We start from the raw sequence: 12,999 nt of genomic DNA on the forward strand, positions 1-12,999 counted from the left end.
ATTGTCGGAGCGAGCGGTTACCTTCGAGTCGGCATGCGAATCGACGGCGCGACCACTGAGCTGACGGGCACCGAACTGATCGGCACCGGACTGATCGGCAGGGAGCATCCTGCCGCGATGCTGCGTGCCGAGATCACACGGGTCGTCGGCAGCCACGGGGGCCTGATCCTGGTCGCCGGTGAGGCCGGCATCGGCAAGACCGCGCTCGTCGCCGATGCGGCGGAGGAGGCCAGGCGGCTGGGCGTGCTGGTCCTCGGCGGATCGTGCTGGGACTCCGACAGCGCCCCGGGGTACTGGCCGTGGGTGCAGGTCCTGCGGAGCATGCGGCGGTGCGCCGGGCCCGGAGAATGGGCGGCGGCCGAGGAGGCCGCGGGCGCCGGCCTGGGCGCGCTGCTCGGCGAGTCGCCCGGCGCCGACGCCGCCGAGGGTTTCCGGCTGTACGACGCGGTGACGAGCGCCCTGGTCGCGGTGTCGCAGCATCGTCCCCTGGTGGTCGTGCTGGAAGACCTGCACTGGGCGGACACGGCGTCACTCAGGCTGCTGGAGTTCGCGGCCCAGCACACCTGGTTCGAGCGGGTGCTGCTGGTCGGCACCTACCGGGACGTGGAGGTGGAGTCGGCCGACCATCCACTGCGGCCCCTCGTGCTTCCGCTGGCGGCGCGGGCGACCACGGTGTCGCTGACCGGGCTCGAGCGGGAGGAGGTCGGCGCGCTGATGGCCCGCGCGGCGGGGCGCGAACCGTCCGCCGACCTCGTGGCCGAGGTGCACCGCCGCACCGGCGGCAACCCCTTCTTCGTGGAGCAGACGGCGCGTCTGTGGCGCAGCGGCGGTTCGGTCACCACGATCGCCCCCGGCGTCCGCGACACGCTGATGCGGCGGCTGTCCCTGCTGCCCGCGCCCGTCGTGGACCTCCTCGTCACGGCCGCGGTGCTCGGCCGCGAGTTCCACCGCCGGGTGCTGGCCGCCGTTACCGCTGCTCCCGTGCTCCAGGTGGAGCGGCTGCTCGACCAGGCGATCGCCGCCCGGCTTGTCGTGGCGAGGGGTGCGAGGGGCGGAGAGGTCTTCGCGTTCGCGCACGACCTGGTCCGCCAGGCGCTCTACGAGTCCCTCGACGACGGGGCGGCGCCCCGCCGGCACGCCGCGGTCGTCCACGCCGTCGACCGCACTCCCGGCCTCGCGGAGCATGTGCTCCCCGCCGACATGGCACGTCACGCCTACCTCGCCGGTGACCACGTGGAGCCGCTCCACGCGGTGGACCGGCTGCTCGCCGCGGCCCGTGACGCCGCGGCCCGCCTGGCCGCGGAAGAGGCGCTCGGGCACTACCGCAGGGCGCTCGAACGCGTCGCCGGCGCCGGGGAGCATCGCCGGCGTGTCGTGATCGCACTCGAGCTCGGCCGTGAGCTCTACCACGGGGACGACCGCGACAGCGGCCGGCGTGCCTTCGAGGAGGCGGCCGCCGTCGCGCGGGAGGCCGCCGATCCCGAGTTGATCGCCCGGGTGGCGCTGTCCGTCTACGCGACCTGTCTCGGCGAGAGCGGCCCGCTGGGCGCCGACCTGCTGCGGGAGGCGCACGACGAGCTGATCCGCGACGGGCGGCCCCCCGACGGCGATCGCTCCCTCGACCGCCTCGCGCGGGACCTGGCCATCCACGTGGCCGTGCTCGCCCGGCGGGGCGAGGACGACGAGGCGCTGGCGTTCAGCCTGTGGGCCTGCCACGACGCCATCTGGGGGCCGGGCACCGCACCGGAGAGGGCGGAGCTCACCGGGGAGCTGCTGACCCTCGCCCACCGCACGGGCGACGCGGAGATGGAGGGCATCGCCGCCTCGCTGCGCTGGGTGGCTCTCCTCGAGCAGGGCGACCCCGCCTATCTCGGCCAGTTCCGCGAGTTCGTCACGCTCGGCGGCCGCGCCGACCTGCCGCGCATCGACATGGCCACGGCCAGCGACCGCAGCATCATCGCCGCCCTCATGGGCGACTTCGACCAGGCGGAGACCCTGCTCGACGAGCTCGCCGGGTTCGAGCACGGGCACGACCACTTCGCGTACATGCTGGATCACCACCGCTGGGCGATGCGGCTGCTCCAGGGCCGCTACGACGACCTGGACGAGATCCACCGTGCGCTGCGCAGAAGCCGGCACCCCTGCCCGGGCCTGCTGGAGGCCATGACCGCGCTGCACAGGGGAGACGGCGACGCCGCACTGCGCCACCTGCGCGACACCATGGACAGGGGCGAGCCGGGGCGCTCGCTGCAGCCCCTGTGGCTGCGGTTCCAGGCCATGGTCGCCGCGTGGTCGCGTGACCCCGAGCTGTGCGAGAGGGCCAGGGCCGCGCTCGAGCCGTATCTCGGCGACTGGACGGTCTCGATGTACGGCTGGGACGTCGGCGGCCCGGTGATCCTCCAGCGCGCTCTGATCGACGCGGCGCAGGAGCGCTGGGACGAGGCGGTCGACGGGTTCACCGCCGCCTGGCAGTCGGCCGATCTGCTCCTCGCCCGCCCGTGGTCCGTCGAGGCGCGGGCCCATCTCGGCGACGCGCTGCTGCGCCGGGGCCGTCCGGGCGACGCGGAGGAGGCCGGGAAGCTGCTCGACGACGTGGAGGGCGAAGCGGCGCGGCTCGGGATGCGGCACATCGCGGAGCGCGTCCGCCTGGCTCGTCTCAGGGCACGGGGCCCCGCGCCCGGTCCTGTGTCCATCACTGTGTCCACCACTGTGCCCGGTCCTGTGTCCACCGCTGTGTCCGGTCCTGTCGCCGGCCCTCCGGCCGAGTTCCGGCGGGACGGCGCGGTCTGGACCCTGGGGTTCGGCGGTCACACCGTCCACCTGCCCGACGCCAAGGGACTGCGCGACCTGCACCGTCTGCTGAGTCGTCCCGGAGCCGACCTGCCCGCCGTACGGCTGCTCGACCCCGAGGGTGGGGAGATCGTCGTCGCCGCCCGGGCGATGGGCGGCGACGCGGTCCTCGACGAGGAGGCCAAGGCGCGATACCGGCGCAGGCTCGCTCTGCTGGACGAGGAGATCGACCGGGCGGCCGAGCGGGGAGACGACGACAGGGCGGCCGAGTTCGACCGGGAGCGGGCGGCCCTGCTGGCCGAGCTGCGCTCCGCCTCGGGGCTCGGCGGACGCGACCGCCGCCTCGGCGACGAGGCGGAGCGCGCCCGCAAGGCCGTCACCGCCCGGATCCGTGACGTGCTGCGCAAGCTCGACCGGCTGCATCCCGCGATGGCCGCCCACCTGCGTGCCGCCGTCTCCACCGGCGCCACCTGCCGCTACCAGCCCGAGCACGATCTCACCTGGCGCCTGTGACCCGCGCTCACTTGCGGTTGTAGAGGCGCATGGTCAGCGCCCCGAAGACCACGATCGACGCCGCGCCGCAGGCCAGCACCCAGGTGATCTCCCCGGTGTCCGGGCTGCCCGCCATCAGCGACCGCGCCGCGCTGACCAGGTGGGAGATGGGGTTGACGCCGACGAACGCCTGCAGCCAGCCCGGCATGGTCTGCGGGTCCACATAGACGTTGCTGAGGAAGGTGAGCGGAAATAGCACCAGCATGCTGATGCCCATCACCGACTTCTCGCTGCGCAGCAGCAGCCCGAACATCGTCCAGATCCACGAGAACGCGAACGAGAAGGCCACCAGCAGCGCGATCGCGGCCAGCACGCCGGCGACGCCGCCCTGCGGGCGGAAGCCCAGCACCAGGCCGACCACGAGGATGACCGTCGCCGCCATCGTGTAGCGGAACGCGTCGCCGAGCAGATAGCCGACCATGGTCGACGGCCGCCAGATCGGCAGCGTACGGAAGCGGTCGAAAACGCCCTTCTCGATGTCCTTGTTGACCTCGACCCCGGTGTACATCGTGATCATCACGACGCTCGTCACCATGATGCCCGGCAGCAGGAACTGCAGGTACTCCGTCGGCGAACCCGCCAGCGCGCCGCCGAACAGATAGGTGAACATCAGCGTCATCATGATCGGAAACGCGGTGACGTCGAAGAGCTGCTCGGGCACATGCTTGATCTTCAGCATCGCCCGCCAGCCGAACGTCAGCGAGGCCGACAGCGCGCTGGGGCGTGGCGGGCGTGCCCCGGGGGCCAGAACCGCGCCCAGCGTCTCGGCCGCGGGGACGAAGGACGTGCCGGTCTCGGTGGTCGTCGCACTCATGCCGCTGTCTCCTGCGTCTCCTGGTCGGTGGCGGGGGCGTCGGGGTCCGTGGCGGGCGCGCCAGTCAGCGTGAGGAAGACCTCGTCGAGGCTGGGCTGGCCGAGGGAGAAGTCGACGACGATGCCGGACGCGGCCAGCGCCGCGAGGGCGCGCGCGGCCCGCTCCGCCCCGGCGTCGGCGTCCTCGCCGGGGATGCGGGTGGTCAGGGCCACCGGATCGGCTTCGAGGTGGACGGACGCGTTCAGCTCCCTGGCCAGCAGGCGCTCCGCCTCAGGCCGCTGTGCCGCGTTCCGCAACCGCACGTGCACCGCCCCCGAGCCGACCGACGACTTCAGCTCGCCCGGAGTGCCCTCGGCGATGACCCTGCCGTGGTCGATGACCGCGATGCGCCCGGCCAGCCGGTCGGCCTCGTCCAGATACTGCGTGGTGAGCAGCACGGTGGTGCCGTGGGCGACCACGATCCTGACGATGTCCCAGACCTGGTTGCGGCTGCGGGGGTCGAGACCGGTCGTGGGCTCGTCCAGGAACAGCAGATCGGGGGTGTTGAGGATGCTGGCCGCGATGTCCAGCCTCCTGCGCATGCCGCCCGAGTAGGTCTTGACCTGCCGGCCGGCGGCCTCGGTCAGCCCGAAGGCCTCGAGCAGCGCCATGGCCCTGTCTTTGGCGGCGGGCTTCCTGTGCCCCAGCAGCCTGCCGAGCAGGACCAGGTTCTCCATCCCGGTCATCTCCTCGTCCACCGAGGCGTACTGGCCCGTTAGGCTCACCCGGCTGCGTACGGCGTCGGGCTCGCGCAGCACGTCGTGGCCGAACACCCTGGCCTCCCCGCCGTCCGGGCGCAGCAGGGTCGCCAGCATCTTGACGGCGGTGGTCTTCCCCGCCCCGTTGGGGCCGAGCACGCCGTACACCGTGCCCGCGGCCACCTTCAGGTCGAGCCCGTCCACCGCGCGGTTCTCGCCGAATGTCTTGATCAAGCCCGATGTCTCTATCGCCAGGTCCGTTGTCCGGTCCCGCATGATCTGCCGTCTCCTTTCTGTTCCGCGTACACACAGTCCGCGTACACAGAAGAGGCGCCAGACGCGGGGCAGGGCCCGCTAGATCCGATCTAGCGGGCCCTGCGGAGCGGGTCGTCAGGCGGGACGGCAGGAGACCGTGGGCAAGGCCGGTCTGCCGTGGTGCTTGATCGTCACGCCCCAGGAGCCGCCGTGGCCGCCGGGCCGGGCGGTCAGCACGTTCCTCGCGGAGTCCCACCTGGCGCGGACGTTCCAGGTCGCGACGACGCTCTGGGTGCGCGACAGGGTCATGGTCACGACCCAGTGGTCCGAACCGGTGACGGTGACGCCGAGGTTGTACCGGGCGGGCCACTTCGCGCCCGGGAGGAGGGTCGCGGTGCAACTCCCGCCGGGCGGTGTCGGGCTGGGCGAGGCGCCGGGAACGGCGGCGTTGAGGGCGTTCAGCACCGCTGTGTACGCCGGCTTCTTGTCGCCGTCGCCGTCGAACAGCAGCGGGGTGTCGCCGCTTCGCCACGAGTCGGGGTCGCGTACGCCCCACACGGTGACACCGGTGCAGCGGGAGACGGCCAGGCAGTCGCCGACCACGGCGGCGTACGTCGCGGCCGGGGCGCCCGGGACGTCGAGCTCGGTGATCTGCACGTCGACCCCGAGGGCGGCGAAGTTCTGCAACGTCGTGCGGAAGTCGCCGGGATAGGGGTCGCTGCCGCTGCTCAGGTGGGCCTGGAAGCCGACGCAGTCGATCGGCACGCCGCGGGAGGTGAAGTCCTTGACCATGGTGTAGACGGCCTGCGTCTTGGCCGAGGTCCAGCTCTCGATGGCGTAGTCGTTGTAGCAGAGCTTGGCGGCCGGGTCGGCGGCCCGCGCGGTGCGGAACGCGGCCTCGATCCAGTCGTCGCCGGTGCGCTGGAAGTTCGAGTTACGCCGGGCTCCGCTGCCGTCGGCGAACGCCTCGTTCACCACGTCCCAGGCGTAGATCTTGCCCTTGTAGTGGGCCATCACGCCGTTGATGTGGTCGGTCATCGCCTGGCGCAGCGCGGCGCCGCTGAGGGTCAGCAACCACTGCGGCTGCCCGGAGTGCCAGAGCAGGGCGTGGCCGCGCACCCGCTTGCCGTTCCGCACCGCCCAGTCGACGACCCGGTCGGCGTTGGTGAAGACGAACTGCCCCTGCCACGGCTCGGTGGCGTCGATCGTCATCTCGTTCTCGGGCGTCACCATGTCGAACTCACGCCCGGTGATCGTGGTGTACGCCGTGTCGCCGAGCTTGCTCGCGTTGATCGCGGTGCCGAAGTAGCGTCCGCTGAGGGCCGCCGCGACGCCCAGCGTGGTGCCGGGCGGGTCGGCGGCGGCGTTCGCTCGGGGGATCTCGGCCATCGCGAGGCCCATCGACAGTGCCGCGACGGCGCCGAGGACGAGCGTGCGGCGGATGACTCGGCTGCTGGAGAGGAGTCGGCCGATCATCGGTCTCCTCCTGGAAAGGGCCGACCTGCGGGTTGTGCCATGACCTCGAGGGGTTTCACGACGTCCGTCCTTCCTCCTGAGAATCCTGGTCTTCGCCGTGACCGAATGTTTCGGAGTCTCACCGAAATGTTGCGAGTCGACAAGACTCAGTCATGAACGCTCGGGTCCGCAGTAAGGAAAAGACCCGTCCGCATACGCTCCTGCCGCAGCAAAGGGCCTCGGACGACGCGGCAGAGACCGGAGCCGCGGCGGGAAAGTTTCAGGACCCATGACATCTGTCGTGGCCGGGTCGTGACAGACGGCGGAGGTACGCGCCGGGGCGGCGGCGGAGGCTTGCCGCATGGACATTCACGACGGCGCCCCCGCCCTGTCCGTGGCGGGACTGCGCAAGACGTACGGCGAGACCCGTGCGGTCGACGGGGTCGACCTGGTCGTGGGCCGGGGTGAGGTGGTGGCCCTGCTCGGCCCGAACGGCGCGGGCAAGTCCACCACCATCGACATGGTCGTCGGGCTCTCCCGCCCGGACGCCGGGGAGATCGCCGTGTCCGGCGTGTCCCCCCGCGAGGCGGTGCGCCGCGGCTTGGTGGGCGTGCTGCCGCAGGAGGGCGCGCTGCTCGACGACGTGACCGTCAGGGAGACCGTGGCGCTGATCGCGTCGTTGCACCGGACGCCGCTGCCGGTGGAGGAGGCGCTGAGCCGCGCCGGGGTGGCCGACCTCGCCGACCGGCGGGCCGCGCGGCTGTCCGGCGGCCAGAAGCAGCGGGTCCGGTTCGCCATGGCACTGGTGCCCGGCCCCGGCCTGCTGGTGCTCGACGAGCCGACGGCGGCCATGGACGTGGCGGCCCGGCGCGACTTCTGGCGGTCGATGCACGCCTTCGCCGAGACCGGCCGCACCGTGCTGTTCTCCACGCACTATCTGGAGGAGGCCGAGGCGTACGCGGACCGGGTCGTGCTCATGCACGCGGGCCGCATCGTGGCCGACGGCCCGGTGTCCGCGGTCATGGCCGAGGTGTCCGGCCGTACGGTGACCGCGACCGTGCCCGGCGCCCGGGCCGTGGACCTGGGCGTGCTCCCGGGCGTGACGGCGGCGCACGTCCGCGACGGCCGGGCCGAGCTGCACTGCGCCGACTCCGACCTGGCCCTGCGGGAACTGCTGGCCCGTTATCCGCACGCCCGCGACGTCGAGGTCGGCGCGCTGGGCCTGGAGGACGCGTTCCTCCGTCTCACCGAAACTGTGGAGGTTGTCAGATGACCGGGTATCTCGCGTTCGAGATCAGGCGGACGCTGCGCGACGCCAGGTTCCTGCTGTTCGCGGTCGCCCTGCCGGTGGGGCTGTATCTCCTGATGGCCGACCGCTTCGACGACATGGGCCTGCCCGCGTCGTACGTCATGGGCAGCGTCGCGGCGTTCGGGGCGGTGAAGACGGCGCTCGACGTCGGTGCCCGCACGGCGGTGGAGCGCGGCGCCGGCTGGCAGCGCCAGTTGCGGCTGACCCCGCTCAGCGGCGTCGGCTACCTTCTGGCGAAGGCGTCGGTGGCGATGGTCGTGGCGCTGCCGCCGGTGGCGGGGGTGGCACTGGTCGCCGCGCTTGTCAGCGGGGTGCGCCTGTCGGCCGGCGGGTGGGCGCTGGCCGTGCTCGGCGTGTGGGCGGGCACGGTGCCGTTCGCCCTGCTCGGCCTGCTGATCGGCCAGTTCGCCACCGCGCAGAACCTGCAGGCGTATCAGGGGGCGGTGGTGCTGCTGCTCAGCTTCCTCGGCGGGCTGTTCATCCCGGTGAGCACGTTCCCGCAGACGCTCGCGACGGTGGCCAAGGCCCTGCCGAGCTACTGGCTCGCCCAGATCGGGCACGCCACCGCCTTCGGCGGCGGCAGCGGGGACGGCGGGCGGGCCGCGCTGATCCTGGCGTTGTACACGCTGGTGCTGGGCATCGCCGTGGCCGTCCGGTATCGGCTCCACGCCGCGCGCAACTAGCTCCCTACGGCCAGGGCCGCCCGCAGCGACTCCAGGGCGTCCATGGCGATCTCGAACAGGGTGCGCTCGTCGTCTCGCTCCAGCCACTCGTCGAGCGCCACGGTCAGCACGGTGACGCCGGTGTCGGCGAGCATGGCCGCGGTCAGCGGGGCCAGACCGCGGCGCACGAAGCCGTCCCTGACCGCCTCCCGCAGGGCGGCGCGCTTGCGCAGGTCGCGCTCGCGCAGGCCGTCGTCGGACTGGACGATGGCGCGCAACTGCCGCAGCTCGGCCCGCCGCCCGTCGAACCGGGTCTCGGACACGGCGCGCAGGCTCTCCACGAGCACCGTCATCGGGTCCATGGACGCAGGCGCGTCGGCCAGCAGCCGGGCGGCCATCTGGGGGAACTCGTCTCCGGCGAACAACACCTCGCGCTTGTCCGCGAAGTGACGGAAGAAGGTCCTCGTGGTCAGGCCCGCCCGGGCGGTGATCTCGGGCACGGTCGTCGCGGCGAACCCCTGCTCGGTGAACAGCTCCAGCGCCGCCCGCTGTAGGCGCTCGCGCGCGTCCGGCCGCCATCTACTCACCGGGCCAGTCTAGATGATGACATGTCGTGTCATCATCGATTAGTGTGACGACACGACGTGTCATCACCGATGGTGACCGCGGAGAGGAGCACAACGTGGGCGGCGAGGTCTGGATCCTGGGCGGCAGCGGCCGCAGCGGCCAAGCGATCGCGGCGCAGCTGGCACACAGGGGTGTGGCGCCGGTGCTGGTCGGCCGGCACGCCGAGCGGCTGGCCGCCGCGGCGGCGCGGACCGGCGGCGCGCGCACGGTGGTCGCCGGCTCGGCCGAAGCGATGGCCGGCGAGATCCGCCGGCAGGGACCGGCCGTGGTGGTCAACACGGTCGGGCCGTTCACCGCGACCGCGCCGACGGTCACACGCGCCTGCCTGGCCGTCGGCGACTACGTCGACCTGGCCAACGACGTGGCCGCCGTGACCGGCGTGCTCGGCCTGCACGAGGCGGCTTCGGCCGCGGGGCGACGCCTGGTGACCGGGGCCGGGTTCGGCGTCACGGCCACCGAGAGCGTCGTGGTCAAACTGTGCGCCGGCCGTCCGGCGCCGGTACGGGTACGGGTCGACATGGTGCCCTCGATCGCCGTGGCCGCCGGGCCCATCGGCGAGGCGTTCGCCGCCACCCTCGTCGAGGGCATCCCCGGGGTCGAGGGGGGCCGCCGGTACGGGGGCCGCCGTTACCGGGACGGCCGGCTCGCACCGGCGCCCATCGGCGGCGAACCGGCCCACCTGGTGCTCCCCGACGGCGAGCGGGTCACCACCGCGAGCCTGCCGTCCGGAGAGCTGGTCGCGGCCCAGCGGGCCAGCGGGGCCCCCGACGTCGTCGCCGCGTCCAGCGAGGCACCCGCCTCGCCGTTGATGCGGGTGGTCCTGCCTGCGGCCACCGCGCTGCTGGCCAGCGCCCGGATCCGGGACTTCGCCCGGCGCCGGCTGGCCCGGGTGCAGGTCAAGGCCCATCCGCAGCCACGCCCGCACTCCTGGGGACACGCGCGCCTGGAATGGGCCGACGGCACCGTCGAGGAGGGCTGGCTGCGCGTCGGTGAGGCGCAGGAATTCACCGGCGCCGTCCCGGCCGAGGTGGTGCGCCGCCTGCTGTCCGGCGAAGGCCGGCCCGGAGCGTACACACCGGCCGCCCTGTTCGGCCCGTCGCTGGCCGAGGCGTGTGGCGGAACGTACCTGCCGGTGACCACGCGGACCGCTCCATGAGGTTCCTGCCTTACGCCGCGTCTTCACGAGGCCGCCCTCCGCCTCGCCCGTCCGGCGACGACCGGCTGACCAGCTTCCGAGACAGGTTTTAGGGTGACGTACGTGGGCGATCAGGGCGTGTGGGGCCAGGCCGCCTGGCCGATGTGGAACCCGGCGAGACCGGGCTCCCGTACGGCCCGCGTTCGCGGCGTCGTCGTGCTGTCGCTCCTGCTGCTCTGGCCGCTGTGGGAGGCGCTGCGGCCGGACCGGGGCCGGCCGGAGGCCGTCGCGGTGCGGATCGCGATCGGCGTCGTCACGCTCCTGTACGCCGTGGGCTGGCTGGGCGCCATGATCGCCGGGATCCGCCTGACGCCCCGGCGGCGGGTCCTGCTCGTCGGGGCGCTGTTCGCGCTGGCGACCGTGGCGGCGCTGCTGCGCAACGGCCCGCTCTACCTCGGCCACACCGGAGTGTTCAGCTACGTGCTCGGGGTGGCGGCCTGGCTGCTCCCGGCGCGGTGGGGGGTGCTGCTCGGGCTGGGCACCTGGGCGCTTCAGGCGCTCGCGCACTGTGCAGTTCAGGTGCTCACGCACCATGCGGCCCCCGGTCCCGTCGACTGGGGACATTTGGGCGGGCTCGTGCCCGGGATCGTGATCCCGGTGGCTGTGACGTTGCTGATCCGGCTCGTCGTCCAGCTCAATCACGCCCGCGAGGAGATCGAGGCGCTGGCGGCGGCGGCCGAGCGCGACCGGCTGGCCAGGGACCTCCACGACGTGCTCGGGCACAGCCTCACCACGATCACGGTGAAAAGTGGCCTCGCCCGCCGGGTGCTGGAGAGCGGCGGCGACCCGGAACGCGCGGTGGCCGAGCTGCGCGACGTCGAGCGGCTGTCGCGCCAGGCGCACAGCGAGGTGCGCCTCACCGTGGCCGGCCGCCGCCGGCCCTCCCTCGCCGCCGAGCTCGCGGGCGCCCGCGCGGCGCTGCGGGCCGCCGGGATCACCGCCGCCCTGCCGCCGTCCGCGGGCCACGTCCCGGCCGACCTGGCCGAGCCCTTCGCGTACGTCCTGAGAGAGGGGGTCACCAACGTGATCCGGCACAGCGGCGCCACGCGGTGCGAGGTGCTGTTCGGAGACGACTGGCTGGAGATCCGCGACAACGGCCCCGGGCGACGCGCGGCGGCGCCGGGCAACGGCCTTTCCGGGCTGGCCGAACGGCTGCGCGCCGTGGGCGGGCGGATCGAGGCGGGTCCGCTGCCTCCCGGTGGCTTCCGGCTGCGGGCGAGCCGCACATGATCAGGGTCTTGCTGGCGGACGACCAGGCGCTCGTACGGGGTGCGCTGGCGGCGATGCTCGCGCTGGAGCCTGACATCGAGGTGGTCGCCCAGGTCGGCACGGGCGAGGAGGTCGTCGAGGCGGCGCGGCGCAGCCGGCCGGACGTGGCGCTGGTGGACGTGCAGATGCCGGGCAAGGACGGGCTGGAGGTCACCGCCGACCTGCGCGCCGCGCTGCCGTCCTGCCGGGTGGTGATCTGCACGACCTTCGGGAGGCCGGGCTACTTCGCCCGCGCGATGGAGAACGGCGCCTCGGGCTTCGTGGTGAAGGACGCGCCACCCGAGCACCTGGTCGACACGGTGCGCCGGGTCCACGCGGGCCTGCGCGTGGTCGATCCCGCCCTGGCCGCCGAGTCGCTCGCCAGCGGGGCGAGCCCGCTCACGGGGCGGGAACGCGACGTGCTGCGCGCGGCCCGGCAGGGCGGCACGGTGGCGGAGATCGCCCGGAGCCTGCACCTGTCCGCCGGGACCGTACGCAACCACCTGTCGGCGGCCATCGGCAAGACCGGCGCCGGCACCCGCGCCGAGGCCGCCCTGATAGCCGAGGAGCAGGGCTGGCTCTAGAGGCTCACACCGTGTACGGCAAGGACGCGGTGTGACGGCGGTCCTCCTGGAAGCGGGTGATCGCCAGGACGACCGCGACGGCCAGGGCGGCCGCGCCGATGGTCAGGACGTTGGCGACGATGTCGAAAACGGCGGCGTCGCGGATCTCCGGCAGCTCCTCGGCATTCGCGTACTGCCGGCTCACGATCCTCGCCATGATGACGGCGACCAGCCATGCCAGCCACCAGGCCCAGACGAGGCCGGAACGGCGGGCGGTCGCGAAACTCCCGGTCCCTTCGATCGCATAGGGCTCGGACGATGTCCAGATGTCGTCGACGATTTGTTTCGGAAACCAGAAGTTGACGATCGGCACTATCCACCCGAAGATCAGCCAGGGCCTGGCCCGCCGGTGCGGCCACGGGCTCAGCGTCTCGGCGTTCGCGCGGGCGCGGAACAGCCAGACCAGGAACATGACGGCGGTGGCGAGATAGACGACGGTCCCCACCAGGCCGGACAGGCTGTAAAGCGCGTCATTGGCTTCGAGGTCGCTGAGGGGGACGGAATCCGTGTCGGCCTGGAACCTGTCGACGAGCACGACCCGCTGCGCGTCGACGGCCGAGGCGATCAGGCACATCAGGGAATCGACGGCTAGCATCACGACGGCCGCCGTGCCCAGGCCCCTTATGGGTTGCAGGGGAGCGGACGGTGGTGTGGGATACACAAAAGACTCCTCGAAATAGGCCGACGATTCATCATCCAATAAGGAGCGGAATTCGATTGTCCGCGTTTCTC

Annotated in this window: 11 protein-coding genes; 6 read left to right on the forward strand and 5 right to left on the reverse strand. The window is 72.8% G+C overall.

Annotated features, from left to right (window positions below):
- Positions 1 to 33: 33 nt before the first annotated feature.
- On the forward strand, positions 34 to 3,303 hold the full coding sequence (locus tag ACQPZZ_RS08090; RefSeq protein WP_432930353.1) for an ATP-binding protein: 3,270 nt from the start codon (positions 34 to 36) through the stop codon (positions 3,301 to 3,303).
- 7 nt (positions 3,304 to 3,310) lie between these two features.
- On the opposite strand, the gene ACQPZZ_RS08095 is transcribed toward ACQPZZ_RS08090, so the two are convergent.
- From ACQPZZ_RS08095 to ACQPZZ_RS08105, 3 genes are all read right to left on the reverse strand, one after another.
- The gene (locus tag ACQPZZ_RS08095; protein ID WP_432930355.1) at positions 3,311 to 4,156 is read right to left on the reverse strand and encodes an ABC transporter permease; all 846 of its coding nucleotides are present in this window, start codon (positions 4,154 to 4,156) and stop codon (positions 3,311 to 3,313) included.
- Positions 4,153 to 5,169, reverse strand: coding sequence for an ATP-binding cassette domain-containing protein (locus ACQPZZ_RS08100; RefSeq protein WP_432930357.1), 1,017 nt, complete (start codon positions 5,167 to 5,169; stop codon positions 4,153 to 4,155). The genes ACQPZZ_RS08095 and ACQPZZ_RS08100 overlap by 4 nt, the downstream gene beginning before the upstream one ends.
- 114 nt (positions 5,170 to 5,283) lie before the next feature.
- The gene (locus ACQPZZ_RS08105) at positions 5,284 to 6,624 is read right to left on the reverse strand and encodes an endo-1,4-beta-xylanase (protein ID WP_432930359.1); all 1,341 of its coding nucleotides are present in this window, start codon (positions 6,622 to 6,624) and stop codon (positions 5,284 to 5,286) included.
- 340 nt (positions 6,625 to 6,964) lie between these two features.
- On the opposite strand from ACQPZZ_RS08105, the gene ACQPZZ_RS08110 reads away from it, so the two are divergent.
- Positions 6,965 to 7,876, forward strand: coding sequence for an ABC transporter ATP-binding protein (locus ACQPZZ_RS08110; protein WP_432930361.1), 912 nt, complete (start codon positions 6,965 to 6,967; stop codon positions 7,874 to 7,876).
- Positions 7,873 to 8,595 carry an ABC transporter permease gene (locus ACQPZZ_RS08115; protein ID WP_432930363.1) on the forward strand — a complete coding sequence of 241 codons (723 nt, stop codon included), beginning with the start codon at positions 7,873 to 7,875 and terminating at the stop codon, positions 8,593 to 8,595. The genes ACQPZZ_RS08110 and ACQPZZ_RS08115 overlap by 4 nt, the downstream gene beginning before the upstream one ends.
- Here the strand turns inward: ACQPZZ_RS08115 and ACQPZZ_RS08120 are convergent.
- Complete coding sequence (locus tag ACQPZZ_RS08120; protein ID WP_432930365.1) at positions 8,592 to 9,161, reverse strand: TetR/AcrR family transcriptional regulator; 570 nt, start codon at positions 9,159 to 9,161, stop codon at positions 8,592 to 8,594. The genes ACQPZZ_RS08115 and ACQPZZ_RS08120 overlap by 4 nt on opposite strands.
- Positions 9,162 to 9,205: 44 nt before the next feature.
- Between ACQPZZ_RS08120 and ACQPZZ_RS08125 the strand changes: the two genes are divergently transcribed.
- The 3 genes from ACQPZZ_RS08125 to ACQPZZ_RS08135 all read left to right on the forward strand — a co-directional run bounded on the left by ACQPZZ_RS08125 (position 9,206) and on the right by ACQPZZ_RS08135 (position 12,228).
- A complete protein-coding gene (locus ACQPZZ_RS08125; protein ID WP_432930367.1) occupies positions 9,206 to 10,357 on the forward strand; it encodes a hypothetical protein in 1,152 nt (383 codons plus the stop codon).
- 102 nt (positions 10,358 to 10,459) lie between these two features.
- Entirely contained in the window at positions 10,460 to 11,626 is a 1,167-nt protein-coding gene (locus ACQPZZ_RS08130; protein WP_432930369.1) for a sensor histidine kinase, read from the forward strand.
- Positions 11,623 to 12,228 carry a response regulator transcription factor gene (locus ACQPZZ_RS08135; protein WP_432930371.1) on the forward strand — a complete coding sequence of 202 codons (606 nt, stop codon included), beginning with the start codon at positions 11,623 to 11,625 and terminating at the stop codon, positions 12,226 to 12,228. The genes ACQPZZ_RS08130 and ACQPZZ_RS08135 overlap by 4 nt, the downstream gene beginning before the upstream one ends.
- 4 nt (positions 12,229 to 12,232) lie before the next feature.
- On the opposite strand, the gene ACQPZZ_RS08140 is transcribed toward ACQPZZ_RS08135, so the two are convergent.
- Positions 12,233 to 12,862 carry a DUF4328 domain-containing protein gene (locus tag ACQPZZ_RS08140; protein ID WP_432934314.1) on the reverse strand — a complete coding sequence of 210 codons (630 nt, stop codon included), beginning with the start codon at positions 12,860 to 12,862 and terminating at the stop codon, positions 12,233 to 12,235.
- Between the last annotated feature and the right edge of the window lie 137 nt (positions 12,863 to 12,999).

Source organism: Microbispora sp. CA-135349 (genome assembly GCF_050947365.1).
Classification (GTDB): Bacteria; Actinomycetota; Actinomycetes; order Streptosporangiales; family Streptosporangiaceae; genus Microbispora.

Coding starts and splice junctions, on each gene's coding strand:
- ACQPZZ_RS08090 (WP_432930353.1), top strand. CDS start 34: ATGCGAATCGACGGCGCGACCACTGAGCTGACGGGCACCGAACTGATC.
- ACQPZZ_RS08095 (WP_432930355.1), bottom strand. CDS start 4,156: ATGAGTGCGACGACCACCGAGACCGGCACGTCCTTCGTCCCCGCGGCC.
- ACQPZZ_RS08100 (WP_432930357.1), bottom strand. CDS start 5,169: ATGCGGGACCGGACAACGGACCTGGCGATAGAGACATCGGGCTTGATC.
- ACQPZZ_RS08105 (WP_432930359.1), bottom strand. CDS start 6,624: ATGATCGGCCGACTCCTCTCCAGCAGCCGAGTCATCCGCCGCACGCTC.
- ACQPZZ_RS08110 (WP_432930361.1), top strand. CDS start 6,965: ATGGACATTCACGACGGCGCCCCCGCCCTGTCCGTGGCGGGACTGCGC.
- ACQPZZ_RS08115 (WP_432930363.1), top strand. CDS start 7,873: ATGACCGGGTATCTCGCGTTCGAGATCAGGCGGACGCTGCGCGACGCC.
- ACQPZZ_RS08135 (WP_432930371.1), top strand. CDS start 11,623: ATGATCAGGGTCTTGCTGGCGGACGACCAGGCGCTCGTACGGGGTGCG.
- ACQPZZ_RS08140 (WP_432934314.1), bottom strand. CDS start 12,862: ATGCTAGCCGTCGATTCCCTGATGTGCCTGATCGCCTCGGCCGTCGAC.